Source organism: Arthrobacter sp. FW306-07-I, from assembly GCF_021800405.1.
In the GTDB taxonomy this organism is placed as follows: domain Bacteria; phylum Actinomycetota; class Actinomycetes; order Actinomycetales; family Micrococcaceae; genus Arthrobacter.
The window spans coordinates 4009116-4034822 of record NZ_CP084550.1 but is presented as its reverse complement, the minus strand read 5'-3'; the positions used below and the strand labels follow the sequence as shown (position 1 = coordinate 4034822).

The following is a 25707-nucleotide window of genomic DNA, read 5'->3' as shown; positions in this document are numbered from 1 at the left end:
ACAGCATGTGTTCGTGCGCCCAGGGGGTGCCCCAAGGCGGGCCGGGGAAGCTAGACAAGCCCCGGATAGCTGGTGAGGATGTAGTCGGCCGCAGCTGGACCCTTCATGCGGAGTCGGTTGTGCCCGGGGTTGATCCTGTGCTTCATGGCTGACCAAAAAGTGGATTCGCTGCCGAGCGGCTGCTGATTGATCACGCACCAGCTGGTGTACAGCCCGTAGAGGCGGTCCCGGTTCAGGCTGGAATCGGATACATGATCGGAATAGGTTGCTTCGTGGAGGAACAGATCGAACTGCGAGTTAGCCATGACGGCTCCCTTCGCTAAGTGCTCGGCGCTGCCGTGTGGCTACAACAGCAAACCGCGATCCCCTGCACGGGGGCGATCGGGGTATATAGTCCATCCCCGGCTGAGACTGAGGGGACGAACAGCGCTCTCACCGCTTGTCTACACTGTAGACTTTACTCGTAGACTACAAGTGAGGCAACCGTCTTGAATAACTCCGGGACCACCGCCGGCGGGGCGAGGACCAATCCATGACTTCCACTGCAGCTTCCGGGCCTCGCTCGCCCAAAACCCGGCTGAGCCGGGACGTTGTGCTAACCAAGGCCCTGGAACTCGTTGACGCCGAAGGCCTGGAGGCCCTGACCATGCGCCGGCTGGGGCAAGAGCTCGGCAGGGACCCCATGAGCCTTTACCGGTACGCGGAAAACCGGGCAGCCCTGCTGGACGGAGTCTCGGAACTGGTGCTCAATCAGCTCAGAATCCATCCCGAGGACCCGGACTGGAAGGCCCAGCTGCGGAGAATCGCCCACAACCTGCGGACGCTGGCGCTTCAGCATCCCAACGTAGTGCCCCTGCTGGTAACGCGGCCCCTGTCCACGCCGCTGGGACTACGGCCCCTGGGTACGCTGCGGCCGCTCGAGCAGATCCTGTCCCTGCTGGTGGCCGCGGGGTTCCAGCCGGCGGATGCACTCCATGTCTACCGCGCCTACTACGGCTTTCTCTACGGACACATCCTCAACGAACTGCAGGAATACGTCGTTGACCCGGAAGAAAACGAGGTGCTGCTGCGGCTGGGGCTCCACCGCCTGCCCGCCAAGGAGTTTCCCAGGCTGCGTGCCCTGGCTCCGGCGCTTGCAGAATACGACGGCGGCGCGGAGCTTGAGCAAGGACTCACCATCCTGCTTTCCGGGCTGGAAGCACAGCTTTCCGGAAAGGGTCCAACTTCCCACGCCTGACAAGGCGCCGCCGGCCGCTACTCGAACGAAGCGCGGCGCCGGTCCTGGATGCGGGTGTTCCAGACATCCGGCCGGTTCACCTGGAACCTGCGGCCCGTCAACGCTTTGGCGTTCAGCCTGACATAGTTGGCTTTCTCTCCGGGCTGCCACGGCTCCAGGCCAAGTCCGTCCACTGCATCCTGGACGGCCTGGTCCTCGATAATTTCCGTGTCGCCCCGAACCACTACGCTCCAGGCCTGTTCCGTCGAGGGGTCGTAGCCGTCAATTTCCAGCGCCGCCGGCCGCTCCATCCTGGCGCCCCAAAGTTTTGAGCCCGGAGCGGTGCGGAAGACGATGCTGCGCAGGTGCACAACGTAGTTCACGGGGAAGATTTCCGGATGCCCGTCCACCACGATGGCCAGCCTGCCCACCGTGTCATTCTCAAGCAGTTCCCAGCAGTCGTCGAAGGACAGGTTTTCGATCGGCAGGTTTCGCGAGTCCATGGTCCACACCTTACGGGTGATGCGGGAACGGGAAAAGGGATTAAGCGCCTGTTGCAGGGCCTAGTGGATGCCGGCGAAAAGTCCGCTCAACTCGGCGGTCAGTTCCTTCTGGACGGACGGGCTGCCGATCTGCTTGCCGTCGATCGTGTTCACAGGGGCAAGAAGGCGGACGCTCGAGATCAGCCAGACCGCATCCGCGTCCAGGAGGTCCTGCGGCTCCAGCGGGCCGTAACCCAGCTCCCAGCCCGCCGCCTTGGCGGCAGCGAAAAGCGCGCCCTGGGAGGTTCCCGGGAGGATGCCGCTGTCCAGCTGGGGTGTGATGAGGCGCTTCACAGGCGTGCCGTCGTCGGACTTTCCCACATGCGCCAGCAGCACCGTGGACGTGGGGCCTTCCAGGACGCGGCCATCGGAGGACAGGAAGATGACGTCGTCCGCGCCCTGCTTATGCGCGTAGCGGAGCGCGGCCATATTGACGGCGTAGGAAAGCGTCTTGGCGCCCAGAAGCAGCCAGGGCGCCCGTTCGGCCACGTCACTGTCGTAGCCGCGGTCAAGGAGGATGACGTCAATACCTGTTTCACGCTGCCGGCGGCCGGTAGCCCCCGCGGGCGATGCCTGCACCCAGGCTGTAGGAGCGGGGGCACCCTCCACGCCGCGGGTCACCACAAGCTTGACCACCAGTTCATCGGCAGCAGGATCGGCGGGCGGGTACTCTGACCGGTGCCGCGCCACGGCAGCGGCAATGGCGCGGCGCCACGCATCCTGGTCCGGGATGTCCAGGTCCAGTGCCGCGGCGGAGCCTGCCATCCGGTCCAGGTGGGCCTGCATTTTCCGCACTGACCCGCCCACCGCCAGCATGGTTTCGAAGACGCCGTCGCCCCTGGTAACCCCAAGATCCGTGACCAGCAGCTGGGGTTTGGACGCATCGGCCACCCTGCCGTCAGGAAATGCGGGATCGAGGAAAAGGAGAACCACTGGGGCTGGAGAGGTCATGGCACCAGCTTAGTGCGGCACCGCGGATAAGCTGGGCAGAGTGCCCCGGCCGGAAGCCGTCCTCCGGAGCCCAATCTCCCGGGAGTTATAGACGTGTTGTGGCCTTTTTCGCTTGCCGGCACCGCGCCGACGTGGGTGGTGGTGCTTCTTGGCTTTGTAGACCTGGCCATCCGGGTCCTGGCCCTGGGCATCATTCCCGGCAACAGACGCCCCACCACGGCCATGGCCTGGCTGCTGGGGATTTTCTTCATTCCCTTCGTGGGCATCCTCCTGTTCCTGCTGTTCGGCAATTTCCAGCTCTCCAGCCGGCGCCGCGCGCAGCAGCAGCTGGTCAACGAGCGGGTGCGGGCCGGCATCACGTCGCTCTCCGACGTCGAAAGCGACTATCCCGGCCCCGAGTGGGTCAAGTCCGCTGCTGAGCTGAACCGCACGCTGGGTTCGCTGCCCATGGTGGACGGCAACACCGTGGACCTCATCCCCGGCTACCCGGACTCCATCCTGGAGATGACTAAGGCGGTGCGGAAGGCGAAGAAGTTCGTCAATGCCGAGTTCTACATCATGAGCTCGGACCACGTCACCAACGATCTCCTCACCGCCTTGGAGGAAGCCGCCGAGCGCGGCGTCGAAGTCCGTCTCCTCTTCGACCACATTGGCACGCTGCGTATCAAGGGCTACAAGAAGCTGCTGAAGCGCCTCAAAGCGGGCAAGATCCAGTGGAAGCGGATGCTGCCGCTCCTGCCCATCCACGGCCAGTGGCGCCGCCCGGACCTCCGCAACCACCGCAAGATCATGGTGGTGGACGGCGAAATCGCGTTCACTGGGTCACAGAACCTGATCGAGCCCTCCTACAACAACCCCCGCCACCGCAAGGCGGGCCGCGAATGGGTGGAGCTGATGGCGTGCCTGCGCGGACCGATCGTCACCACCCTGAACGTCGTGTTCGCCACCGACTGGCTGAGCGAAACCGACGATTCGCTGGAACACCAGCTGCAGCTTCCCTCCGACCCCCATCCCGGCGGCATCACTGCCCAGGTGGTGCCCAGCGGCCCGGGGTTCATCACCGAAAACAACCTGCGCCTGTTCAATACCCTGATCTACTCGGCGCAGCACCGGATCTCCATCTGCAGCCCCTACTTCGTTCCGGACGATTCCCTGCTGTACGCCATCACCACGGCGGCCCAGCGCGGCGTTGACGTGGAGCTGTTCGTGTCCGAGAAGGGCGACCAGTTCCTGGTCCACCACGCCCAGCGGTCCTACTACGAGGCCCTCCTCGAAGCCGGCGTGCGCATCTACCTGTACAAGGCTCCGTTCGTGCTGCATGCAAAGCACTTCACCATCGACGATGAGGTGGCCGTCCTGGGCTCCAGCAACATGGACATGCGGTCCTTCTCGCTGAACCTTGAGGTGTCCGTGATGCTCCTGGGCGAGGACATCGTGAACAAGATGCGGGCGGTGGAGGACACCTACCGGGACATCTCCCACGAGCTTAAGCTTGCGGACTGGGTCAAGCGGCCGCTCGCGGCGCGGTATGTGGACAACGTGGCCCGGCTGACAGCCACCGTCCAGTAGAGGCGCTGTGCTGTAAAGCTAGTCGTCGGCACTGACGCGCTGGCCGTCGTCGAGCCCTGCGTTTTCTGCCCAGCCGCCCTTCCGGAACGCGGGAGTTCCCACGGCAAGCACCGCGACCGCCAGGGCGCAGCTGCCGATCATGACAATGACCATTGACAGCGAATTTCCGCCCAGGACCCCCACCAGGGGGCTGACCAGTCCGGCCACCCCGGACTGCAGGGCACCGATCACCGCTGCCGCCGTTCCCGCCATGTGGCCGTAATTGTGCAGGGCCAGGACGGAGGCGTTCGCCGGGACCATCCCCTGCATCGACAGCACCAGCCAGAGTCCGGCTATCACCCCGAACGCTCCGCCGGCACCGGTGGCCACCACCACGAGCAGCAGCAGGGCAAGGACCAGCTGGACCACGAGCGCGGTGCGCAGGAGGCGGACCGGCGGGAATTTGCGGACCAGGGCAGCGTTGAGCTGGGCCGAGAGGACGAGCGCGGCGCCGTTGAGGGCGAAGACGAGGGCGAACTGTTGGGCGGTGAGGCCGTATTCGTTCTGGAAGACGAAGGGCGATCCCACCACGTAGCTCATGATCAGGGCCAGCCCCAGCCCGGGAATGACGGCCAGCGCCATGAAATGCCTGTCCCGCAGCAGCTCCCAGTAGGCCCTGGCCACGTGCTTGGGGTGGCCGGGGCTGCGACGGTCCTCCGGCAACGTCTCCGGCATGAACTTCAGCACGATTGCCACCAGGACCACCCCGATGAGCGCCAGCGCGTAGAAGACGGCACGCCAATTCCAGATCCCGGCGATCGCCTGTCCCACGGTGGGCGCGAGCAGCGGTGCCACGCCGATGACAAGCATCAGCCGGGACAGCAGCCGGGCGGCGGCAGAGCCAACGAAGCGGTCGCGGATCACGGCGAGTGCCACCACGGCAGCGGCCGCGTTGAAGAAGCCCTGCAGCACGCGCAGCCCTGTCAGTGTTTCGATGTTCGGCGTGATGGAGCACAGCAGCGAGATGGCCACGTGCAGGGAAATGCCGATGATGAGCGGCAGCCTTCGCCCGAACCGGTCCGAGAACGGGCCGATCACCAGCTGGCCAAAGCCTGCCCCGACGAGGGTCCCGGACAATGTCAGCTGGGCCGCGGTCTGGGTGGTGTGCAGATCGGCTTCCACTGCGGGCAGCGAGGGCAGGTACATGTCCGTGGTGAGGGCCGGAAGCGCGGCCAGGGCGCCAAGCATGAGGACGTATTTGAAGCTGCGCGGTGCATGCTTCCTGCTGGTGTGGGGATGGGAGGAGTCCGTCACGCGGCAAACCTAACTCGTGGAAGCGCCTTTGGAGTCCGCCGCCTGGCTTGAGCGGTTCAGCTGACGCTCTGAGGCCCTACCCCCTGCACCGTTCTCCTAAACGGGCGTCCGCAGTGTGGATGCAGCGTGGTTGCCGATGGCAGGAGCCGGGCCATGCCGGCCGTCAGTCTTCCGGAAAGACTGCGCTCAGCGTGGAGAGGACGCCATAGGCCTTGGTGCGGATCTCCTCGTACTCCTCGTCGGCAACGGAGTCCGAGGTGATGGCGCCCCCGACGCCGAGTGACAGTTCCACAGTCCCGTCCCCTGCCGTGTTGAGCACCAGCGTCCGGATGGCGACGGCGAGATCGGCCGCCCCGTTGAGCGAGAAGTAGCCGATGGCACCGGAATAGAGCCCCCGCGGCCCCGCCTCCAACCGGTCCAGGATGGCCATGGTGCTGATCTTGGGTGCTCCGGTCATGGAGCCGGCCGGGAAACAAGCCGCCACCGCCTCTGCCCGCGGCGCCCCCGGGAGGAGCTGCGCATCGATGGTGCTGACCATCTGGTGGACTGTTGCATAGCTTTCGATCGCGCAAAGCCGGCTGACCGTAACGGATCCCGGTTCTGCGAAGTGGCTGAGGTCGTTGCGCAGCAGGTCCACGATCATGATATTTTCGGCCCGGTCCTTGAGGGACGTGGCCAGGTCCGTGCGCAGCCTGCTGTCCTCCGCCGGGTCGGCAGCCCGGCGCCGGGTGCCCTTGATTGGCTCGGCGCGCATGCCGCCGTCGGAGGCTATCTTCAGGAACCGCTCGGGGGACGTGCTGGCCACGGCAACGTCTCCCAGCCGCAGGTAGCTGGCAAACGGTGCCGGATTCCTGCGGCGCAGCGCCAGGTAGGTGGCCCACGGGTCCAGCGAGCCGGCCGGGGTCCGGGCTTCGAGCGTGGTGGTCAGGCACACCTCGTAGGTGTTTCCCTCGGCGATTTCGTGCTGGGCGGCGGCGATCTTTTCCCGGTACCTGGGGCCGGTGTCCCGGCTTCGGAAGACGGGCGGTGGGGAAGGTACGACGCCGGTGCTGCCGCCGGCGTCCGCGGTTGCGCTTGCGGCGGCTTCCACGGCCGCGCGCGCCCGGGCCAGCCATTCCCCGGCGTCCGGTGCCTCCAGCGCCAGCAGCCAGGCGGCGCCTTCGGCGTGGTCCAGGACCACCGCCCGGCCGGCAAAAATCAAGGCAGCATCCGGGGTGGGCGCGGAAACGTCACTGCCCCCGGTTTCGCGCTTCAGCTCATAGCCCAGGCAGCCCAGCCAGCCCAGGGTGAACTCGCCGGGATACCCGTCCGGGGTGCGCACGGCCCGCCGGCCCCAGACGGTATCCAGCCAGCGGAAGAACGGACCCGGGACCCGTGCCGTGCAGGAGCCGGCGCTGATCCGGCTGACGCCTGAACGGTACGTGACGGACTGTCCAAACGTGCCGCCGTCGTCCGCCATGATGCTGAACCGGCTCCGCTCAGCGGCTGTCCGCCCCGCCGCGCCTGCCGCGCCGGGCGAGCTGCCCGCATTCGAGGAATCCAGCCATACAGCGTTGGCCGCTGCGCCGTACAGCGACTGGAACAGCGCCGGTGCGTCCGGCACGGCATCCAGCCGCTCGGCGCGGAGCCGCAGGCCCCGGCGGGCGGACAACTCGGGCGCGAGGACCGGTGCCAGGGCGGGCAGGTAGGGGAGGAGCTGCAGCAGGTCCGACGGGGCTGATCCGTCAGCGAGGTTCTGGACGCGAAGGTCCGCCTGGCCGGGCACGTCGTCCCGTCCCAGCCATTCTTCTTCCTGGGCAGCCCACCGGTCCCAATACGGCTCAAAGGTTGCGCCGTCCCGGTCCAGCGCCCGGGTCCGGCGGGTGTCGTCCGGTGACTCGGCCCAGATCACCGCGTCGATCATGGGGCGGGCGGCTTCCGCGGCGGCCCCTACGCCCTCCATGATGACGATCTCTGCGGGCAGCGTCACCCGGGCCTCGCCGTCGTAATGGTTCTCCCAGTCCCAGCTGGTCCAGGAGGCTGCCTCGCCGCGGCTCAGCGGCGTGAGGACGGTGGTGACATAGCGTTCGATTCCGGCGGCCAGCCCGTCCCAGCCCGGGTAGATGTCCTCCAGGTGAAACAGTGAGACCTTGTGGTGGGCGCGGAGCCGCGCCGCAAGTTCGACGGCGAGGGTGGTCTTCCCTGCGCCGGAGCGCCCGTCGACGGCGATGATGACGGGGGCTGGGCTCATGGACTAGAGCGTACCGTTTTCCATCGACCCCTTTTATCCATGAGCTTCGCCCTGCCGGGAAGCATGCCGCCCGCTGCTGAGGTGCCCGCCCAGGAACCCGCTCACCAGCAGCAGGACTGCCCCCATCCGCGCCAGCCGTACCCCCGCCCGGTGGTTGCCGCGGGACCGCGCCCGCCAGGAGGCGACGTAGACGGCCGTGGCCGCGGCATTGGCGGCAGCGTGCACAACGCCGACGCGCTTCAGTGGGCGGTCCTTGCCTGACCAGGTTGCCCAGCCGGACAGGGCTGTGGGGACGGCGGCCACAACCCCAAGGGCCACCAGTCGCTGGGAGGAGCGGCGTGAGGCCTCGTCATCGAAAAGGTCCAGGAACACCGCGGACCACCAGGCGCCGAACGGGCCGTCAGTGAGGATGGTGTGCAGGGGAATGCCGGTGGTGTCGCCGCGGACGATGGTGCGGACTTTGCGCTGCGCCATCAGCCGGGCCGCCAGTGGTTCTGCTGCCGTGACGGCAGCGTCCAAACGTTTGGCCTCCTCCAAAGCGCCAAGGAGACGGGTGTACCTGCCAGGGTTGGATGCGGCGTGCATGCAGCACAAAATACTCCTGGCGCTGCCGGATTGCACCGGCTTTCTTCCGCTGGAAGATTTTCCTGCGCTTGGAGGCTCCTAGTGCGGTTGAAGCTGGGTGTTCTGCAGGACGGCGGCCTTGATGTGCTGGACAAGGCCCGGGAGGGCGGCGTGGATCTGATGCCACACGGCGTCGAAATCCGCGTGCCCGCCGTACCAGGGATCCTCGATGCCCTGGTCCAGCAGGTCACGGTCCGCCATGGCGGGATCAAAACTGCGGAGCATCCGGATCTTGTCCAGCGATTCCTGGTCCGGTGCGGCTTCAGTCAGCCACGCGTAGTGGTCAATGTCCAGGGCCAGGATCAGGTCGCGCTCGCGGAACCAGTCCGGCTCCCACTCCCGCGCAACGTGATGCTCCGATGCCAGCTGTGTCGCGGCGAGCCGGCGGGCTGCCCGGGGATCGATGGGCCGGCCGGCCTCGTAACCCGTGGTGCCGGCCGAGTCCACCTCCACCAGTCCGTCGAGGCCCTCGCGTTCCAAGGCTGCCCCGAGCATGAGCTCGGCCATGGGGGACCGGCAGATGTTGCCCGTGCAGACGGTGATGACGCGGTATGCGCTCGACGTTGAGTTCATGGGACTAAGCATGCGCGCTGCCGAACCCTCTTGGCTACCCGGCTGTTCACATTGTTTTACAAGCTTGTAAAGATGCATTACTTGGCCCGAAATGGGTACGGGCCATCCCCGTGGCGGGAGTGGAAAAGGCCCCTGTCAGTGGATCAGTGCCAGCAGGATTCCCACGCCGACGAACAGGACGCCGAAGACCCTGCTGAGCACCAGTTGGCCCTGCTCGGTGCTGGTAAACCGCTGGAACGAACGCGCGGCTGCTGCGAAAAAGAACCACATCACCAGGATGTCGATGGCCACGATGGTGGCTGTCAGAATGGCGTACTGGGTGAACAGGGGCTGATCCGGCCGGATGAACTGCGGCGTGAACGCAAGGAAAAAGACGATCGCCTTGGGGTTCAACAGGTTGACCCAAAAGCCCCGCCGGAAGATGGACCAGGTGGGCTCGTTGCGGAGGACCGCCGCCTGCTCCTGCGCGGCCGCGGGCTTGCTGAGGAACTGGCGGATGCCCAGGTACACCAGGTAGGCGGCCCCGGCATAGCGGATCACATTGAAGGCGATGGGGGAGCTCGCCACCAGCACCCCAACGCCCAGGGCCACGATCAGGACGTGCACTATGAGGGCCGCCTGCTGGCCCAGGATTCCCCATATGGAGCGGCGGAAGCCGGCGTTGAGCGAGTTGCTCATGGTGTTGATGGCCCCGGCCCCCGGGGTGAAGCTGATCAGGACGCCGGCACCCGCCAGGGCCAGCCACAGGGAAAATTGCACTAAACAATATTACGTGGGGTGCGGGTGTCCACGGCGAGCGGCGGAACTACGCCCGGGCGATGACCTCGCCGTTGGGGATCAGGAACCAGCCGTCGTCCGTGGAGCCCCAGCGGTGCCAGCCGGCCGAGATCCGCGCCAGGTCCGCGGGCTCGGCGTACCCGTACTCCAGCGCCTGCTCGGCGAAGGCTGAATGCAGTACCCGCTCACCCCAGACGCGTGCCTGCCAGCGGCGCTGCTGTGCGGTCGCGTAAAGCCAGTTGCTGCTGGTGGGGGCGACATCGGTGAAGCCCGCGGACTGGGCCCAGCTGACCAGCCGCCGCCCGGCGTCGGGCTCTGCTCCGTTGCGGCGCGCGATCCGCTGGTACAGGTCCATCCACTCGTCCAGCTCAGGGATTTCGGGGTACCAGCTCATGCCGTGGAAGTCGGCGTCCCGTACCGCCACGATGCCGCCCGGCTTGGCCACGCGCCGCATCTCCCGCAGGGCCTCCACGGGATCGGTCAGGTGCTGGAGTACCTGGTGGGCATGGACGACGTCGAAGCTTTCGTCGGGAAAGTCGAGGTCATAGATGTTGCCCGCCACGAAGTCCACATTGGGCACTTCCCGTTCGACGGCGAGCGCCTGAGCCTGGGCGACGATGTCCGGTGAACGGTCCAACCCGGTGACCTTTCCGGGGTTGACCAGGGCGGCGAAGTCGCAGGTGATGGTGCCCGGTCCGCAGCCGACGTCCAGCAGGGTCGACCCGGGCGTGAGGTAGGGGAGGACGAAGGCCGCGGAATTTTCGGCGGTCCTGGCGGCATGGGCGCGGACCACCGATTCGTGGTGGCCGTGCGTGTAAACGTCGTCTTCGGGCTGCTGCGCACTCATGATCAAACGCTACCCCTCCATCGGTCCTGCTATTCGGATTCCGTCCTTGCCGCCACGGTTGCGTCAATCATTGCCGTCATGAAGCGCGTGACAGTGTCCAGCTCCTCCTCCGAGAAGCCGGCGATGGCGCTGCCCATGTGCTGCGCCAGCGGAGCGAAGATGGCACCCCCTTCCCGGAATGCCTTCGGTGTCATCTTGAGCTGGACCTGACGCCGATCCGTGCTGTGGCGTTCCCGGACCACATGCCCGGATTGGTCCAGCCGGTCGATCAGTGCGGTAGTGGCGGGTGAACTCAGGTTCAGTTCCTTCCGCAGCAGGCCGGGCGTCACCACGTTGCCCCTGGCGGTATGGCGCATGATCACGGCGAGGGCGTTCATGTCCGTGCGGTGCATGTCCTTGCGGTCCCCGGCGGCATCCACGTAGCGGTTCGCCTCGATGGTGAACTCCTGCAGGATCCGCAGCAGCGGGTGCCCGAACTCCGGGCCTGCCTGCTCAAAAGGGGAAGCATCCGGAGCCTTGTTCTCCGCCATCTCCACCTCCCAGCTTTCATTCCTGCGCCGAGTTTTGCCCAGGCGTCCTGACGGATATTACTCCAGGCCCCATGGAGCCACCTGCACCCGCCGGGCAATAGTTCCGGCGAAACGAAAAAAGCTTGACTGGCACTTATCTCTGTCATGGAGATAATCTATGCTGGAACAAATACTACTCCTCCTGCTCACCCCCGGAAGGCATCATGAAACGCACAAAAGTTGGCAGGGAACGTGTCCCGTTCTGGCTGCGCTGGCTGGTCCCGGTTGTCCTGGTGCTGACCTGGCTGGGCCTCGCGGGCGTGGGCGGCCCAACCTTCGGCCGCCTGGAGGAGGTTTCGTCCAACGACCAGGCCTCCTTCCTGCCCGCCAGCGCCGAGGCCACGGAGGCCCAGGATTGGCAGGCGAAGTTCCGTGACTCCGACGAAGTCCCCGGCATCATCGTCATCGAGAAGAGCGAGGCATTCACGCCCCCGCAGCTGGGCGAACTTGCCACCCTGAAGGCCGACCTTGAGAACCTCAAGCTGGGCAGCACCGTCATCGGCCCAATTCCCTCCAATGACGCCAAGGCTGTGCAGTTCGTTGTGCCCATCGGATCGTCGGCCGAGCTCAAGGACGCCGTCAAGGAACTCCGCGACACGGTCAAGGAGGCAGCGCCCGAAGGTGCCCAGACCTTCGTGACCGGTCCGGCCGGACTTGCGGCGGACCTTACCGCTGCGTTCGGCGGAATCGACGGCATCCTGCTGCTCGTGGCCCTGTCCGCCGTGTTCGTGATCCTCCTGATCGTCTATCGGTCCCTGCTGCTGCCCATCATGGTGCTGCTGACCTCGGTGTTCGCCCTGTGCGCTGCCATCCTGCTGGTGTTCGGCATGGCCAAGGCCGGCTGGATCCAGCTCAACGGCCAAAGCCAGGGCATCCTCTCCATCCTGGTGATCGGCGCGGCCACGGACTACGCCCTGCTCTTCGTAGCCCGCTTCCGCGAGGCCCTCACCCACACCACCAACCGCACCGCCGCCGTCCTGACCGCCTGGAAAGCGTCCTTCGAGCCGATCGTGGCCTCCGGCGCCACCGTGATCATCGCGCTGCTGTGCCTCCTCTTTTCCGACCTGAACTCCAACAAGGCACTGGGGCCGGTTGCCGCGGCAGGCATCCTGTGCGCCCTGTTCGCCGCGCTGACCCTGCTGCCCGCCCTGATGGCTCTGCTTGGCAGGGCCGCGTACTGGCCCTTCCGTCCCAAGCTCCTGCCGGCAGACCAGCGCGAGCCTGAGCTGGTCACCGGGCTCGAAGGCCAGAAGGGCCTGTGGCGCGCCACCGGTTCGCTGGTGTCGCGCCGCCCCAGGACAGTATGGGTGGCCTCAGTCCTCCTGCTGCTGGTCGCCGCAGGCGGCCTGTTCCAGCTGAAAGCCAACGGCGTGCCGCAGACGGATGTCATCCTCACCGCCTCCAATGCCGTCGACGGCCAGGACGCACTGGCCCGGCACTTCGACGCCGGCAGCGGCAGCCCCGCCGTCGTGGTGGCCGACCAGGACAAGGCAGCAGAGGTGCTGGCCAAGGTGAAAGCGGACGACGGCGTGGGCGAGGCGTACCTGCTCGGCCCGGGCAGTGTGCCCATCACCGGAGCCCCCGGCACTCCCAGCGCCCCGGACGTACGGGACGGAAAGGTGCTGATCAATGCCACGCTGAACAATGCCGCGGACTCGCTGGAGGCGGAGGAAACCATCAAGGCCCTCCGCACCGAGGTGAAGGCCGTTGATCCCGGCGCCCTGGTTGGCGGCGTAACCGCAACGGCGCTGGACACCAACACCACTGCCCAGCACGACCTGGTGGTCATCATCCCCGTGGTGCTGGTGGTGATCCTCTTTATCCTGATGCTGCTGCTGCGCTCCGTCGTGGCCCCGGTCCTGCTGGTGCTCTCCGTGGTGCTGTCCTACGCAGCCGCGCTGGGAGTCTCGGCCTTCGTGTTCAACAACCTCTTCGGCTTCCCCGGCGCCGACGCAACCGTTCCGTTGTTCGGTTTCGTGTTCCTGGTGGCCCTGGGCGTGGACTACAACATCTTCCTGATGAGCCGGGTCCGGGAGGAATCGCTCAAGCATGGCACCCGCCCCGGCATCCTCCGCGGCCTCGGCGTGACCGGCGGCGTCATCACCTCCGCAGGCGTGGTGCTGGCCGCCACCTTTGCGGCATTGGGTGTCATTCCGATCATGTTCCTGGTGCAGCTGGCCTTCATCGTGGCCTTCGGCGTCCTGCTGGACACCATGCTGGTGCGCTCGCTGCTGGTCCCGGCCCTGGCCTACGACATCGGCCCTCGAATCTGGTGGCCCAGCAAGCTGGGGCGGACCGACGGCGGAAACGCCGTGCAGCCGCGGGAGCCCGGCGTCGAGCCCCTGGAAGAGGTTCCCACCCGCTAGTCCCTGCCTTTCCCGCCCTAACCCTGTTGCCGCCACCATTCCACGGTGGCGGCAACAGCCGTTTCCAGTGGGCGATGCGGGCCGCCGGAACCCTGTTGGTGCGCCCGCCCCGTCGGTAGACTGCCAATGCGCCCGCACGGACGCGGAGCCTCGAAGGAGAGATGCACCATGACTGAGAACCCGGAATTTGCAGCCGAGGAACCCCGCAGCGGCAGCAGCGCACCTGGACTGGAAGGGGAAGGTGGGCAGTACGTGGATGGCGATTACGGCGACGCCGGAGCCGTGGACAGGCCGGCGGAGGGCGCGGGTGAGGGCCAGTACCTGGAGGGCGATTACGGGGACGCCGGGCCTGCCGGCACCCGCGCGGAAAATGCGGGGGAAGACGGGCAATACGAAGACGGCGACTATGGCGACGCGGGTGCCCTCAATGAGCCGGAGCGGGGTACGCCGGAGGGCGAGTATGAGGAAGGCAATTACGGTGATGCCGGGACGGCCGGTGATGCCCGCACCGAGAAAGTCATCCGAGAAGGGCTGACCGGCGGCGGCCAGATGCAGGCGACAACGGAGGAACGCGGACCCCTCCACGGAGACCGCGGCACGGAGCGCTAAGCAGCCCGGCGGCGCCGTTCTCGCAGAGCGAACTGCCCTGCCGCCGTCGTACATCTTTCTTTGGATGCCGGAAACACAAGGAATTTTGCGGCCTTAAGCCTGGACACATTTCAAAGTTGAGCGGGGTCCGCTCAACTTTGGATTGACATCGGTGGCGCCCTGAGTAGAGTTGAGTGCAGAACGCTCAACGCTTAGGGCGCCAACCAGTTTCCAAGGAAAGAAGGAAGCAACACATGTCACGTGCAGTAGGTATCGACCTCGGAACCACCAACTCCGTCGTCTCCGTTCTCGAAGGTGGCGAGCCCACCGTTATTGCCAACGCCGAGGGTGGCCGCACCACGCCGTCGGTCGTTGCATTCTCCAAGTCCGGCGAGGTCCTGGTTGGCGAGATCGCCAAGCGCCAGGCCGTCAACAACATCGAGCGCACCATCGCTTCGGTCAAGCGCCACATGGGCACCGACTGGACCGTGGCCATCGACGACAAGAAGTACACCCCGCAGGAAATCTCCGCGCGTATCCTCATGAAGCTGAAGAACGACGCCGAGTCCTACCTGGGTGAAAAGGTCACCGACGCCGTCATCACCGTTCCGGCCTACTTCAACGACGCCGAGCGCCAGGCCACCAAGGAAGCCGGCGAAATCGCCGGCCTGAACGTCCTGCGCATCGTCAACGAGCCCACCGCCGCAGCACTCGCCTACGGCCTGGACAAAGGCAAGGAAGACGAACTCATCCTGGTCTTCGACCTCGGTGGCGGTACCTTCGACGTCTCCCTGCTGGAAGTCGGCAAGGACGAAGACAACTTCTCCACCATCCAGGTTCGTGCCACCGCCGGTGACAACCGACTGGGCGGCGACGACTGGGACCAGCGCGTCGTTGATTACCTGCTGAACCAGCTCAAGGTCAAGGGCATCGACCTCTCCAAGGACAAGATCGCCCTGCAGCGCCTCCGCGAAGCCGCCGAGCAGGCCAAGAAGGAACTGTCCTCATCGTCCAGCACCAACGTCTCGCTCCAGTACCTCTCCGTCACCCCCGACGGCCCGGTCCACCTGGATGAGCAGCTGACCCGCGCCAAGTTCCAGGACCTCACCAAGGACCTGCTCGAGCGCACCAAGAAGCCGTTCCACGACGTCATCAAGGAAGCCGGCATCAAGCTCTCCGACATCAACCACATCGTGCTGGTCGGTGGCTCAACCCGTATGCCCGCCGTCTCCGAGCTGGTGAAGGAACTGGCCGGCGGCAAGGAGCCCAACAAGGGCGTCAACCCGGACGAGGTCGTGGCAGTCGGTGCAGCCCTGCAGGCAGGTGTGCTGAAGGGTGAGCGCAAGGACGTCCTCCTGATCGACGTCACCCCGCTGTCCCTCGGCATCGAAACCAAGGGCGGCGTGATGACGCACCTGATCGAGCGCAACACCGCCATCCCCACCAAGCGGTCGGAGACCTTCACCACCGCCGACGATAACCAGCCGTCCGTGGCCATCCAGGTCTTCCAGGGCGAGCGTGAATTCACCCGCGACAACAAGCCGCTGGGCACCTTCGAGCTGACCGGCATCGCCCCGGCACCGCGTGGTGTTCCGCAGGTTGAGGTCACCTTCGACATCGACGCCAACGGCATCGTCCACGTCTCCGCGAAGGACAAGGGCACCGGCAAGGAACAGTCCATGACCATCACCGGTGGCTCCAGCCTTTCCAAGGAAGACATCGAGCGCATGGTCCGTGACGCCGAGGAGCACGCAGCCGAGGACAAGGCCCGCCGCGAGGCAACCGACACCCGCAACACCGCCGAGCAGCTGGCCTACTCCGTGGACAAGCTGATCGCCGACAACGCGGACAAGCTGCCCGAAGAGGTCAAGACCGAGGTCCAGGGCGACGTTGACAGCCTCAAGAAGGCCCTCGAAGGCACCGACGACGCCGCTGTGAAGTCTGCGTTCGAGAAGCTTCAGGCTTCCCAGACCAAGCTCGGCGAAGCGATCTACGCCCAGGCCGGTTCCCCGGACGGCGCAGGGGCTGCAGGCGCTGCAGGTGCCGAAGGTGCCGCCGGAGCTTCGGCAGGTTCCTCCGACGAGGACATCGTCGACGCCGAGATCATCGACGAAGACGAAGCGAAGAAGTAACCCATGCCGCACCACGGTAACGAGGAAGAGCACAACGCATCCGCCGGCCAGGAGCGCGGTCAGAACGGCGAACCGATCATCCGGGACAACCGCAAGGTTGACCCGGTGACCGGGCAGGCCCGGCACCCCGAGGGCAGTCACGCTGAAGGCGGAAACACTGCCCCCGGGGCCGGTTCCCAGGCCGGAGCAGATTCCGACGGCGACGCACTGGCCCAGGCCGAGGAGATTCTCAACGGCGTGGACGTGCCGGCCGAGGAATCCGTGGCCCAGGGGGCACCGGCAGGATCAACCGGCAACGCCGAGGCAGCCGAACTGCGCAACGACCTGCTCCGCCTCCAGGCTGAGTACGTCAACTACCGCAAGCGCGTTGAACGCGACCGCGCCGTGGCAGGGGAAATGGCCGTCATCGGCGTCCTGAACTCCCTGCTCCCGGTCCTGGACGACGTCGACGCCGCCCGTCAGCACGGCGACCTCACCGACGGACCCTTCGCCGCGATCGCCAACAAACTGGAGAACGCGCTGAAGACGTACGGCCTGGTCCGCATCAACGAGACCGGCGTGGAGTTCGATCCCACGATCCACGAGGCCCTGATCCAGCAGCCCGGCGAGGACATCGAGGTTGACACCGTCAGCCAGGTGCTCCGCTCAGGCTACAAATCAGGAGACCGCGTCCTCCGCGCAGCCCAGGTCATCGTCGCTGTACCTGCGTAGCATTACTCCAACGAGATGGCAGTTCGCAGCAATGATTCGTAAGAACACTGATGTGAACTGCCATCTCGGCACGTACTTTTTGAAAGGAAACGCCATTGGCTAGCCAGGATTGGGTGGACAAGGACTTTTACAAGATCCTTGGTGTTGCCAAGGACGCTTCCGACGCCGACATCAAGAAGGCCTACCGGAAGCTTGCGCGCCAGCACCACCCTGATACGAATGCGGGGAACGCTGCTTCCGAGAAGAAGTTCAAGGACATCTCCGAGGCTTATTCGGTGCTTTCGGATCCCGATGAGCGCCAGCAGTATGACGCCATCCGGGCCATGGGCAGCGGGGCGCGGTTTGCTCCCGGCGGTGCCGCCGGTGGCAACGGCGGGTTCGAGGACATGTTCGGCGGCCTGTTCACCGGCAACACCGGACGCCATGCGGGCGGGTTCAATCCTTCCGCCGGTGGCATCCCTCCCGAGTTCGCGGATCTTTTTGGCGGCTTCGGCGGTGCCCCCGGGTTCCAGCGCACGCCGCAGAAGGGCGCTGACCGGACCGCTTCCACCAGCATTTCCTTTGCCGGTTCCATCCGCGGCACCACTATCGGCCTGCGCGAGCCCAGCGGCGAAGTCATCGATGTCCGCGTTCCTGCCGGCATCAAGGACGGCCAGAAGGTCCGCGTGCGCGGCAAGGGCCAGCCGGGTGCTGCCGGCAGCGGCGACCTGGTGGTGTCCGTCTCCGTCCAGCCCCACGCTTTTTACACGCGCGACGGCGACAACCTCCGCATCCACGTCCCGGTCACCTTCCCGGAGGCTGCCCTGGGCGCCGACATCGAAGTGCCTACCATCGACGGCGACAAGGTGAAGGTCCGCGTCCCGGCGGGCACGCCGTCGGGACGCACCCTGCGGGTGAAGGGCAAAGGCGTGAAGACCTCCAAGGGCACCGGCGACCTTCTGGTGACCATCGACGTCGCAGTTCCCAAGAATCTCAACAAGGACGCCGAAGCTGCGGTCAAGGCGTTCGCCGAGGCAACGTCGTCGGCGGACGTCCGCGAGGGCCTGGCAGCCAAGGCCCGGCTTTAGGGCGGAGGTGAGCCGTGGACATCAGTGCTGACCAGCCGATCTTCGTGATCTCCGTGGCGGCCGAGCTGGCGGACATGCATCCGCAGACCCTGCGGCAGTACGACCGGCTGGGCATCGTCAAGCCCAGCCGCGCCCCCGGGAAATCGCGGCGCTATTCGCAGCGTGATGTGAACATGCTGCGGGAAGTGCAGCGGCTGTCCCAGGAAGGCGTATCGCTCGAGGGCATCAAGCGCATCCTGGAACTCGAAAACCAGGTCGCGGCCCTCCAGAGCCGCATCACCGAGCTCACCGAGGAACTGGGCCGCCGGCCCCGTGCGGTGGACTCGCGGATCTTTGCTGCCGGCGCAGCCGGTGACGTGGTGAGCCTGGCACGCGGACAGCGGCCCCGGCCCAGGTCGCAGGCTGTCATGCTGTGGCGGCCCCGGGCCATTGGGCAGTAGGTACTGCATTCCGCTGCCTGCCGAAAATAGAGTACCTACTACTCGTGACCGGACAGCCCCCTAAAACTTGAATGGAACCATCGCCGGATCAGCGGCGGTGGTTCCACAAGTTCTGGGGGTTTTTCCGTGTTTAGAGTTCTCAGCAAAGGTCTCATCCGCAAGGCCCGGCCATGAGTCCGGGAATGGAATCGGTGGCCGCGTTCAGCCACTCCCTGCCTGGGCAGATCCTGCTGGCCATCGGGCAGACTGTCGTGGTGGTCTGCGTCTGCTTCGACATGGTCCGCGAGCTTTCCGTCCCGAGGTCGCACCGGCGCTACGTGGCCAGCACGGTGTTCCGGACCCTGGCCATCCCGTCCATCATGGCCAATGCCATGACCGTCTTCATCGCCTTGGTGGTTTCCTCCTGGATGGATGTGGTGATGGGCATGTTCGTGCTGGTGGCCATCGTCTTCCGGTTCCACCACAACCAGGACGAGGACAACTGGTGGAAGGGCAAGGGCAAGAAACTGGCACGCTGGGCCCGCCGGCAGTTCGCCGGCCGGACGTCAGCCGCCCCGGCCATGGGCTAGCAACGAAGGCCCCTGTGCCACACTGGCCCACTTTTCGGAGATAACCCACGACGGGAGCCCGGGTTTCCGGGTTTTCCGCGTCTAAAACTGGGCCAGTCCGGCAGCGGGCTCAACCACCGGGGCTTAGTAGCTGGGCCGTGTTTCGCCGTCGATTGGCTTTACGAACTTCGCCGCGAGGGCTTCGGAGCCGCGGGCCAGGAGGGCGACGTCGGCGCCAACCAGGATGAAATCGGCGCCGTGGTCGAGATAATGCTGCGCGGTGTCCGGGTTGAAGGCGTTAACGCCGGCAGGTTTCCCGGCCGTTTTGGCGGCGGCGAGGCAGTGTTCGACGGCGGCGCGCACGTCGGGGTGTTCCTGCTGTCCCAGCAGTCCCATGGAGGCCGCGAGGTCTGACGGGCCGACGAAGACGGCGTCCACGCCGTCGACCTTGAGGATGTCCTCCACTGACTCGACGGCGGCCGTGGATTCGATCTGGACGGTGACGCTGATGGTCTCGTTGGCCTTGGCCAGGTAGTCCGGAACCCGGTTCCACCGTGCGGCGCGGGCAAGAGCGGAGCCCACGCCCCGGACGCCCTGCGGCGGGTATCGGGTGGCGGCCACGGCGGCCTCGGCCTCGGCGACCGAGTTGACCATGGGGATCAGCAGGTTCTGCACGCCCAGGTCCAGGTACTGCTTGATCACCACGGTGTCGTTGACCGGCGGCCGGACCAGGGTATGCACAGGGTAGCCGTGGATGGCCTGGAGCTGGGCGAGGATGGATTCGAGTCCGTTGGGGCTGTGTTCGGCATCGATCAGCAGCCAGTCCAGTCCGGATCCGGCGCAGAGTTCGGCGATGAGCGGGCTGCCGGAGCAGACCCACATGCCGGCCAGCGGCCGGCCTGCCTTACCCTTGTGCTTTTCCGCAGCCAGCGCGGACCGGAAGGTGTCCTCTATTCGAAACGGCATGTCACGCTCCCCAGCGGTCCGTAGTCGGCATGCACGGTATCACCCTTGTACACCCACAGGGGACGGGTGAAGGAACCGGCCAGGATGATGTCCCCGGCCTTCAACGCGTCACCGTGGGCGGCGATCTTGTTGGCCAGCCAATGGACCCCGTTGGCGGGGTGGTCCAGGACTCCGGCGGCAACCCCGGTCTCCTCCACGGTCTGGTTCTTGTAGAGGATGGCGGAGACCCAGCGCAGGTCCACGGCGTCCGGCTTCACCGGGTTGCCGCCGATCACCATGGCGCCCATGGCCGCGTTGTCCGAGATGGTGTCCACGATGGTCCGGCCCTCCATTTCGATCCGGGAGTCCAGGATCTCGAGGGCCGGAACCACGTAGTCGGTGGCCTTCAGGACATCGAAAATGGTCACGCCCGGGCCCTTGAGCCCGTCCTTCAACACGAACGCCAGCTCCACCTCCACCCGCGGGTGCGTGTACTGGTCCCACTGGACCGAGCAGCCGGTTTCCAGCACCATGTCATCGAAGATGGCGCCGTAGTCCGGTTCCGTGATGCCCGTGGCGGCCTGCATGGCCCTGGACGTGAGGCCGATCTTGCGCCCCACCAGGGTCCTGCCTGCGTCTTCGTTCCGGCGCCGCCACAGCTGTTGCACCGCGTAGGAGTCCTCCACCGTCATGCCAGGGTAGCGGGCGGTCAGGCGGGGAACAGGGGTGCGGGTCCGGCCGGCTTCCACCAGCTCGTCCGCGATGGCCTCAATCGTCGTCGGCTCAAGCATGGCTAGACCTGGACTCCCAGCTTGAAGCCGGTCCGGTCGCCTTCGGGCGAACCGTCCTTGCGGGTGTAGGAGAAGCCGTCGGCCCCCACGGTCACCGCCATCTCGGACTTTTCCTCGCGGACGATGACCGGCTGCGGGTTGCCGTCCAGGTCCAGGACCAGGGAGGCCTCGGTGTACCAGGAGGGCACGACGGGGTTGCCCCACCAGTCGCGGCGCTGGTTGTCGTGGACGTCCCAGGTGATGGTGGGGTTGTCGGGATCGCCGGTGTAGTAGTCCTGGGTGTAGATCTCGATGCGGTGGCCGTCCGGGTCCAGGATGTAGAGGTAGAAGGCGTTGGACACGCCGTGCCGGCCGGGGCCGCGTTCGATCCGGTCGCTGATGCGCAGGGCGCCCATCTTGTCGCAGATCTGGATGATGTTGTGCTTCTCGTGGGTGGCGAACGCGACGTGGTGCATGCGCGGGCCGTTGCCGCCGGTCAGGGCCGTGTCGTGGACCGTCTGCTTGCGGTGCATCCAGGCGGCATAGGTGACGCCGTCGGAATCCTTGATGTCCTCGGATACGCGGAAGCCGAGGTCCTCCAGGTACGCCCGGCCGCGCGGGACGTCGGGGGTGACCTGGTTGAAGTGGTCCAGGCGGACCAGTTCACCGGCCGAGTAAAGGTCGTAGCGCTGGGTGAGGCGATCGACGTGTTCCACCTCGTAGAAGAACTCGTAGGGGAAGCCCAGCGGGTCCTCCACGCGCACGGAGTCGCCGATGCCCTTGGTGAAGCCTTCCTTGCGGCGCTCCACCCGGCAGCCGAGCTCCTTGTAGTAGGCCTCGGCGGCGTCCACCTCGGCGGCGGACTTCACCCGGTAGGCGAACGCGGCGACGGCGGCGACCGGTCCCTTGCGCAGCACCAGGTTGTGGTGGATGAACTCCTCCAGGGAGCGCAGGTAGATGGCGTTCTCGTCCTCTTCGGTGACGTGCAGGCCCAGGACGTCCACGTAGAACTCGCGGGACCTGGCGAGGTCCGTGACCACGATTTCCATGTAGGCGCAGCGCACGATGTCCGGAGCAGGGACGGTGGGGGTGGGAACGAAGTTGGTCATGGGATTCTCTCTTCTTTGAAAGGGCTTTCCCCATCTGACTGGCAGTAGTTGTCGTTTTGGAGCTTCAAAACGACAACAAGTGCGAGCTAGTTGGGCTAGACGCCGAATTTGGGGGTGTGGACGGAGCCGAGCGTGATGTGCACGGCCTGCTGGTCGGTGTAGAAGTCGATGGAGCGGTAGCCGCCCTCGTGGCCCAGGCCGGATGCCTTGACACCGCCGAACGGGGTACGCAGGTCGCGGACGTTGTGGCTGTTCAGCCAGACCATGCCGGCTTCCACGTTTTGCGAGAAGTTGTGCGCCCGGGTCAGGTTCTGGGTCCAGATGTAGGCCGCCAGGCCGTACTTGGTGTTGTTGGCCAGCGTGAGGGCTTCGTCGTCGTTCTCGAACGGGGTGATGGCCACGACGGGTCCGAAGACTTCCTCTTGGAAGATCCGGGCGTCGGGTGCGACGTCGGCAAACACCGTGGGTGCGATGTAGTTGCCTTCGGGCAGGTGGTCGGGGCGGCCGCCGCCGGCCAGGAGCCGGCCTTCGGACTTGCCGATCTCCACGTAGGAAGCCACCTTCTCGTAGTGCTCGGGGTGGACCAGGGCTCCCACCTGGGTCTTGGGGTCGTGGGGGTCGCCGACCACGATGTTCCTGGCCCGGGCGGCGTACTTCTCGCAGAATTCGTCGTAAATGCCGCGTTCCACCAGGATGCGGGAACCTGCGGTGCAGCGCTCCCCATTGAGGGAGAAGACGCCGAACAGGGCGGAATCGATGGCGGCGTCCAGGTCCGCATCAGCGAAGATGACGCAGGGGGACTTGCCGCCAAGCTCCATGGACAGGCCCTTGAGGTTGGTTGCGGCGTTGCGGAAGATCGTCTGGCCGGTGGTGGTCTCGCCGGTGAAGGAGATTAGCGGGACGTCCGGGTGCTTGACCAGTGCGTCGCCGGCTTCCTCGCCCAGGCCGTTGACCAGGTTGAAGACACCGTCGGGCAGACCGGCGTCCTTGAAGATGGTGGCCCACAGCGAAGCGGACAGGGGAGTGAACTCGGCGGGCTTGAGGACCACGGTGTTGCCGGTGGCAAGGGCCGGGGCGAGCTTCCAGGACTCAAGCATGAACGGGGTGTTCCACGGGGTAATCAGGCCGGCGACACCGATCGGCTTGCGGTTCACATAGTTGATCTGGGAGCCGGGGACCTTCATGGCATCGTCGAACTGGGCGACAATCAGGTCCGCGAAGAACCGGAAGTTCTCCGCCGCGCGCAGCGCCTGGCCCTTGGCCTGGGTGATGGGCAGGCCCGTGTCGAAGGTTTCGAGTTCTGCCAGGCGGCCTTCCTGGGCCTCGACGGCATCGGCGATTTTGTTGAGGATGCGGGCGCGCTCGCGGGGCTTCATCTTCGGCCATGGGCCATTGACGAACGCTTCGCGGGCGGCAGCCACGGCGAGGTCGATGTCTTCCTTCTGACCCGCCGCTGCCGTGGCGTAGTTCCGGTTGGAGACCGGGTCCAGGACGTCGAAGGTCTTGCCGCCCACGGAGTCCACGAACTGGCCGTTGATGTAGTGCTGGATGTGCGTGGGCAGATCCTCCGGAACGTAATGCTTGGCGGTTTCTACAGAGGCAGTCATCGTTGAAGTCCTAACTGTGTTCTTTGTCCTGCAAGGGTTTGCGCGTCCGGGTGGTTCGCGCTTAGGGGGTTTGGGCGAGGTACGCGTCCAACGTTGCTGTCCGGTGGAGCCGGGCTGCCTTTTCGATGGCGTCCGCGTCGGCTCCCGTCTCGAGGAGTTTCAGCAGGTTCTCGTGTTCCTCCACGGAGTCGCGGGCGCGGCCGGGGACGAAGCGGAAGGTGGAGGACCGGAGGGATGCGAGCCGGTTCCAGCCGCGGTGCACCAGGTCCAGGATGTGCGGGTTGGGGCAGTGCTCGAACAGGACGCTGTGGAAGTCCTGGTTGAGCTGCGTGAACCGGACCGGATCGAAGTGTTCCAAACACTCGCGCATCTCCTGGTTCACAGCCCGGGCCCGGGCCACCGCGGCGGAGTCGATCAGCGGGGCCGACAGTGCCGTCGCGGCCCCCTCCACAATGCTGAGGGTCTGCATCGTGTACAGGTACTCCGTGGGATCGATTCCTGCCACGGTGGCGCCGACGTTCCGTTCGAAGGTCACCAGGCCCTCGGCTTCCAGTCGCCGGATGGCCTCCCGCACCGGGACCACGCTGAACCCCAGGTCCTTGGCGATGGCCCCCAGGACCAGCCGGTATCCGGGGGTGTAGGTGCCTTCCACGATCCGGGCCTTGACGGACTGGTAGGCCTGCTCCGACTTGCTGCCAGCAGGGGTATCGGAAAGCTCCGGCACGCCGGTCAATGCTGTCTCAGTCATTGGTGCTGCCTGCCCATCCGTTCCCACTCCACGTACCTCTTCTGCCATTCGGCGTTCATGGGGTAGAGGCCATCCACGCTGTTGCCCTGCTTGACCATCTCGAAGATGAAGGCTTCTTCCTTCTCCTGCTGGATGCAGTCGTCCACCAGTTCCTCGGCGATGGCCGGCGGGATCACCAGGATTCCGTCCGAGTCGGCCACGATGATGTCGCCGGGCTGCACGGTGGCGCCGCCGCAGGCGATGGTGATGTCGGTGTCCCACGGAATGTGGCGCCGTCCCAGTACGGCAGGGTGAGGGTTGGCGAAGTAGGTGGGCATTTGCAGGTCCGCGACGGCCGAGTAGTCCCGCACGCCGCCGTCGGTAATGATGGCAGCGGCGCCCCGCACCTGGGCACGGAGGGCCAGGATGTCGCCCACCGTGCCGGTGCCCTTCTCGCCGCGGGCTTCCATGACCAGGATTTCGCCCTCGTTCACGGAGTCGATGGCCTTCTTCTGGGCGTTGAAGCCGCCGCCGTGGGTCTTGAACAGGTCTTCGCGGTTGGGCACATACCGGAGGGTCCGGGCCAGGCCCACCACGCGGCGGTCCGGCCGGGTGGCCTGCAGCCCATCGATGCTGACGTTGTTCAGGCCGCGCTTTCGCATTTGCGAGGACAGTGTGGCGGTGGCAACCGACTCAAGTTTTGCCTTCAGTTCCGGGGAGAGGGCGGGCGAAACCCCGGCAAGTCCTGCGGCTTCGCGCGACCCGTAGGCCTCCTCCCGCTGCAGGTCATCGACCTTGGGCTGCGCGCCAAAGTCGGCGAACGCCGTCGTGCCTTCCTCAACTTTGGTGACCAGGCGGCCGGTGGAGAGCGAACCATCAAGGCTGGCCACCTCAACCTCCAGGACGTCGCCGGGCTGGGCCACGGAGGCGCCGGCCGGGGTGCCTGTGAGGATGATGTCCCCCTCCTCAAGGGTGAGCAGCTGGGAGAGATCGGCGATGAGGCGGGCGAACGGGAAGAGGAGGTCTTCGGTGGTGTCGTCCTGGACCAGCTCATCGTTGTGCCAGGTGCGGATGCGGAGCCTGGAAGGGTCGACGGCGTCTGCCGGGATCAGTGCCGGGCCCACGGGGGTGAACCCGTCCCCGCCCTTGGACCGAAGGTTGGAACCCTTGTCGGCGTACCGCAGGTCGTACACGCCGAGGTCATTGCTGGCCGTGACGGCGGCGACATGGCTCCACGCGTCCTCCATGCTGACGCGGCGGCCGGCCTTGCCGATCACCAGGGCGATCTCGCCTTCGTAGCCGAGCAGTTCGCAGCCGGCTGGCCGCTCGACGGGGCTTCCGCTGAGCGCCAGGGAGCTGGAAGGCTTGAGGAAGTAGGACGGCTGGGCCGGGGTGCGGCCGCGCTGGGCAGCCCTGCTGGGGTAGTTGATATGCACCGCGATCACCTTGCGTGCTGCCGCCAGGGTGTCGCCGTTGACCTGCTCCAAATCCTTCTCCTCATCAGGT

Annotated in this window: 25 protein-coding genes; 9 read left to right on the top strand and 16 right to left on the bottom strand. The window is 66.0% G+C overall.

Annotated features, from left to right (window positions below; all coding sequences use genetic code 11):
* Positions 1-50 precede the first annotated feature (50 nt).
* Positions 51-305 (bottom strand): hypothetical protein, encoded by a 255-nt coding sequence (locus tag LFT46_RS18795; RefSeq protein WP_236820661.1) that lies wholly within the window; start codon positions 303-305, stop codon positions 51-53.
* 227 nt (positions 306-532) lie between these two features.
* On the opposite strand from LFT46_RS18795, the gene LFT46_RS18790 reads away from it, so the two are divergent.
* Positions 533-1237, top strand: coding sequence for a TetR/AcrR family transcriptional regulator C-terminal domain-containing protein (locus tag LFT46_RS18790; RefSeq protein ID WP_236820660.1), 705 nt, complete (start codon positions 533-535; stop codon positions 1235-1237).
* A gap of 17 nt (positions 1238-1254) precedes the next feature.
* Here LFT46_RS18790 and LFT46_RS18785 read toward each other — a convergent pair whose 3' ends face one another.
* Positions 1255-1719 (bottom strand): pyridoxamine 5'-phosphate oxidase family protein, encoded by a 465-nt coding sequence (locus LFT46_RS18785; protein ID WP_236820659.1) that lies wholly within the window; start codon positions 1717-1719, stop codon positions 1255-1257.
* Positions 1720-1779: 60 nt separating this feature from the next.
* A complete protein-coding gene (locus LFT46_RS18780) occupies positions 1780-2709 on the bottom strand; it encodes an aminodeoxychorismate lyase (RefSeq protein WP_236820658.1) in 930 nt (309 codons plus the stop codon).
* 93 nt (positions 2710-2802) lie between these two features.
* Here LFT46_RS18780 and cls point away from each other — a divergent pair, with 93 nt between their 5' ends.
* Entirely contained in the window at positions 2803-4278 is a 1476-nt protein-coding gene (gene cls, locus LFT46_RS18775) for a cardiolipin synthase (protein WP_373462170.1), read from the top strand.
* Positions 4279-4296: 18 nt separating this feature from the next.
* Here the strand turns inward: cls and LFT46_RS18770 are convergent, their stop codons facing one another.
* The 7 genes from LFT46_RS18770 to LFT46_RS18740 form a co-directional block, all read right to left on the bottom strand.
* Positions 4297-5571 carry a multidrug effflux MFS transporter gene (locus LFT46_RS18770; RefSeq protein WP_236820657.1) on the bottom strand — a complete coding sequence of 425 codons (1275 nt, stop codon included), beginning with the start codon at positions 5569-5571 and terminating at the stop codon, positions 4297-4299.
* Between the two features lie 163 nt (positions 5572-5734).
* Positions 5735-7801: an aminodeoxychorismate synthase component I gene (gene pabB, locus LFT46_RS18765; RefSeq protein ID WP_236820656.1), complete on the bottom strand. Its 2067-nt coding sequence runs from the start codon at positions 7799-7801 to the stop codon at positions 5735-5737.
* Positions 7802-7834: 33 nt separating this feature from the next.
* Entirely contained in the window at positions 7835-8386 is a 552-nt protein-coding gene (locus LFT46_RS18760) for a DUF2231 domain-containing protein (protein ID WP_236799929.1), read from the bottom strand.
* A 78-nt stretch (positions 8387-8464) separates the two neighbouring features.
* Positions 8465-8998, bottom strand: a complete 534-nt coding sequence (locus LFT46_RS18755; protein ID WP_236799928.1) for a low molecular weight protein-tyrosine-phosphatase — start codon at positions 8996-8998, stop codon at positions 8465-8467.
* A gap of 135 nt (positions 8999-9133) precedes the next feature.
* Entirely contained in the window at positions 9134-9757 is a 624-nt protein-coding gene (locus LFT46_RS18750) for a LysE family transporter (protein WP_236799927.1), read from the bottom strand.
* Between the two features lie 46 nt (positions 9758-9803).
* Entirely contained in the window at positions 9804-10622 is an 819-nt protein-coding gene (locus tag LFT46_RS18745; protein WP_236820655.1) for a methyltransferase domain-containing protein, read from the bottom strand.
* A 29-nt stretch (positions 10623-10651) separates the two neighbouring features.
* Positions 10652-11152 carry a MarR family winged helix-turn-helix transcriptional regulator gene (locus tag LFT46_RS18740; protein ID WP_236799925.1) on the bottom strand — a complete coding sequence of 167 codons (501 nt, stop codon included), beginning with the start codon at positions 11150-11152 and terminating at the stop codon, positions 10652-10654.
* Between the two features lie 203 nt (positions 11153-11355).
* Between LFT46_RS18740 and LFT46_RS18735 the strand changes: the two genes are divergently transcribed.
* The 7 genes from LFT46_RS18735 (at position 11356) to LFT46_RS18705 (ending at position 19064) form a co-directional block, all read left to right on the top strand.
* Positions 11356-13557, top strand: a complete 2202-nt coding sequence (locus LFT46_RS18735) for an MMPL family transporter (protein WP_236820654.1) — start codon at positions 11356-11358, stop codon at positions 13555-13557.
* A 168-nt stretch (positions 13558-13725) separates the two neighbouring features.
* Positions 13726-14166, top strand: a complete 441-nt coding sequence (locus LFT46_RS18730; protein ID WP_236799923.1) for a hypothetical protein — start codon at positions 13726-13728, stop codon at positions 14164-14166.
* A 233-nt stretch (positions 14167-14399) separates the two neighbouring features.
* Complete coding sequence (dnaK, locus tag LFT46_RS18725; protein ID WP_236799922.1) at positions 14400-16277, top strand: molecular chaperone DnaK; 1878 nt, start codon at positions 14400-14402, stop codon at positions 16275-16277.
* 3 nt (positions 16278-16280) lie between these two features.
* Positions 16281-16988 (top strand): nucleotide exchange factor GrpE, encoded by a 708-nt coding sequence (locus LFT46_RS18720; protein ID WP_236799921.1) that lies wholly within the window; start codon positions 16281-16283, stop codon positions 16986-16988.
* Between the two features lie 95 nt (positions 16989-17083).
* A complete protein-coding gene (locus LFT46_RS18715) occupies positions 17084-18055 on the top strand; it encodes a DnaJ C-terminal domain-containing protein (RefSeq protein WP_236820653.1) in 972 nt (323 codons plus the stop codon).
* 14 nt (positions 18056-18069) lie between these two features.
* Positions 18070-18495 carry a heat shock protein transcriptional repressor HspR gene (locus LFT46_RS18710; RefSeq protein ID WP_272910812.1) on the top strand — a complete coding sequence of 142 codons (426 nt, stop codon included), beginning with the start codon at positions 18070-18072 and terminating at the stop codon, positions 18493-18495.
* A 182-nt stretch (positions 18496-18677) separates the two neighbouring features.
* Positions 18678-19064 carry a hypothetical protein gene (locus LFT46_RS18705; RefSeq protein WP_236822081.1) on the top strand — a complete coding sequence of 129 codons (387 nt, stop codon included), beginning with the start codon at positions 18678-18680 and terminating at the stop codon, positions 19062-19064.
* Positions 19065-19187: 123 nt separating this feature from the next.
* Here LFT46_RS18705 and LFT46_RS18700 read toward each other — a convergent pair whose 3' ends face one another.
* From LFT46_RS18700 to LFT46_RS18675, 6 genes are all read right to left on the bottom strand, one after another.
* Positions 19188-20009 carry an HpcH/HpaI aldolase family protein gene (locus LFT46_RS18700; protein ID WP_236820652.1) on the bottom strand — a complete coding sequence of 274 codons (822 nt, stop codon included), beginning with the start codon at positions 20007-20009 and terminating at the stop codon, positions 19188-19190.
* On the bottom strand, positions 19994-20779 hold the full coding sequence (hpaH, locus tag LFT46_RS18695) for a 2-oxo-hept-4-ene-1,7-dioate hydratase (RefSeq protein ID WP_236820651.1): 786 nt from the start codon (positions 20777-20779) through the stop codon (positions 19994-19996). The genes LFT46_RS18700 and hpaH overlap by 16 nt, the downstream gene beginning before the upstream one ends.
* Positions 20780-20781: 2 nt before the next feature.
* Positions 20782-21867: a 3,4-dihydroxyphenylacetate 2,3-dioxygenase gene (hpaD, locus tag LFT46_RS18690; protein WP_236820650.1), complete on the bottom strand. Its 1086-nt coding sequence runs from the start codon at positions 21865-21867 to the stop codon at positions 20782-20784.
* A gap of 95 nt (positions 21868-21962) precedes the next feature.
* Positions 21963-23474 carry a 5-carboxymethyl-2-hydroxymuconate semialdehyde dehydrogenase gene (gene hpaE, locus LFT46_RS18685; protein ID WP_236820649.1) on the bottom strand — a complete coding sequence of 504 codons (1512 nt, stop codon included), beginning with the start codon at positions 23472-23474 and terminating at the stop codon, positions 21963-21965.
* A 61-nt stretch (positions 23475-23535) separates the two neighbouring features.
* A complete protein-coding gene (locus LFT46_RS18680) occupies positions 23536-24222 on the bottom strand; it encodes a GntR family transcriptional regulator (RefSeq protein WP_236820648.1) in 687 nt (228 codons plus the stop codon).
* Positions 24219-25688 (bottom strand): fumarylacetoacetate hydrolase family protein, encoded by a 1470-nt coding sequence (locus LFT46_RS18675; RefSeq protein WP_236822080.1) that lies wholly within the window; start codon positions 25686-25688, stop codon positions 24219-24221. The genes LFT46_RS18680 and LFT46_RS18675 overlap by 4 nt, the downstream gene beginning before the upstream one ends.
* Positions 25689-25707: the final 19 nt, after the last annotated feature.

What these genes read in the sequence shown, in the direction of transcription:
- LFT46_RS18700 (WP_236820652.1), bottom strand. Translation starts at nt 20,009, where the DNA reads ATGCCGTTTCGAATAGAGGACACCTTCCGGTCCGCGCTGGCTGCGGAA.
- LFT46_RS18680 (WP_236820648.1), bottom strand. Translation starts at nt 24,222, where the DNA reads ATGACTGAGACAGCATTGACCGGCGTGCCGGAGCTTTCCGATACCCCT.
- hpaH (WP_236820651.1), bottom strand. Translation starts at nt 20,779, where the DNA reads ATGCTTGAGCCGACGACGATTGAGGCCATCGCGGACGAGCTGGTGGAA.
- hpaD (WP_236820650.1), bottom strand. Translation starts at nt 21,867, where the DNA reads ATGACCAACTTCGTTCCCACCCCCACCGTCCCTGCTCCGGACATCGTG.
- LFT46_RS18705 (WP_236822081.1), top strand. Translation starts at nt 18,678, where the DNA reads ATGGAATCGGTGGCCGCGTTCAGCCACTCCCTGCCTGGGCAGATCCTG.
- LFT46_RS18740 (WP_236799925.1), bottom strand. Translation starts at nt 11,152, where the DNA reads ATGGCGGAGAACAAGGCTCCGGATGCTTCCCCTTTTGAGCAGGCAGGC.
- LFT46_RS18720 (WP_236799921.1), top strand. Translation starts at nt 16,281, where the DNA reads ATGCCGCACCACGGTAACGAGGAAGAGCACAACGCATCCGCCGGCCAG.
- LFT46_RS18760 (WP_236799929.1), bottom strand. Translation starts at nt 8,386, where the DNA reads ATGCACGCCGCATCCAACCCTGGCAGGTACACCCGTCTCCTTGGCGCT.
- LFT46_RS18745 (WP_236820655.1), bottom strand. Translation starts at nt 10,622, where the DNA reads ATGAGTGCGCAGCAGCCCGAAGACGACGTTTACACGCACGGCCACCAC.
- LFT46_RS18795 (WP_236820661.1), bottom strand. Translation starts at nt 305, where the DNA reads ATGGCTAACTCGCAGTTCGATCTGTTCCTCCACGAAGCAACCTATTCC.
- LFT46_RS18790 (WP_236820660.1), top strand. Translation starts at nt 533, where the DNA reads ATGACTTCCACTGCAGCTTCCGGGCCTCGCTCGCCCAAAACCCGGCTG.
- LFT46_RS18780 (WP_236820658.1), bottom strand. Translation starts at nt 2,709, where the DNA reads ATGACCTCTCCAGCCCCAGTGGTTCTCCTTTTCCTCGATCCCGCATTT.
- dnaK (WP_236799922.1), top strand. Translation starts at nt 14,400, where the DNA reads ATGTCACGTGCAGTAGGTATCGACCTCGGAACCACCAACTCCGTCGTC.
- LFT46_RS18730 (WP_236799923.1), top strand. Translation starts at nt 13,726, where the DNA reads ATGACTGAGAACCCGGAATTTGCAGCCGAGGAACCCCGCAGCGGCAGC.
- pabB (WP_236820656.1), bottom strand. Translation starts at nt 7,801, where the DNA reads ATGAGCCCAGCCCCCGTCATCATCGCCGTCGACGGGCGCTCCGGCGCA.
- LFT46_RS18785 (WP_236820659.1), bottom strand. Translation starts at nt 1,719, where the DNA reads ATGGACTCGCGAAACCTGCCGATCGAAAACCTGTCCTTCGACGACTGC.
- LFT46_RS18735 (WP_236820654.1), top strand. Translation starts at nt 11,356, where the DNA reads ATGAAACGCACAAAAGTTGGCAGGGAACGTGTCCCGTTCTGGCTGCGC.
- hpaE (WP_236820649.1), bottom strand. Translation starts at nt 23,474, where the DNA reads ATGACTGCCTCTGTAGAAACCGCCAAGCATTACGTTCCGGAGGATCTG.
- LFT46_RS18755 (WP_236799928.1), bottom strand. Translation starts at nt 8,998, where the DNA reads ATGAACTCAACGTCGAGCGCATACCGCGTCATCACCGTCTGCACGGGC.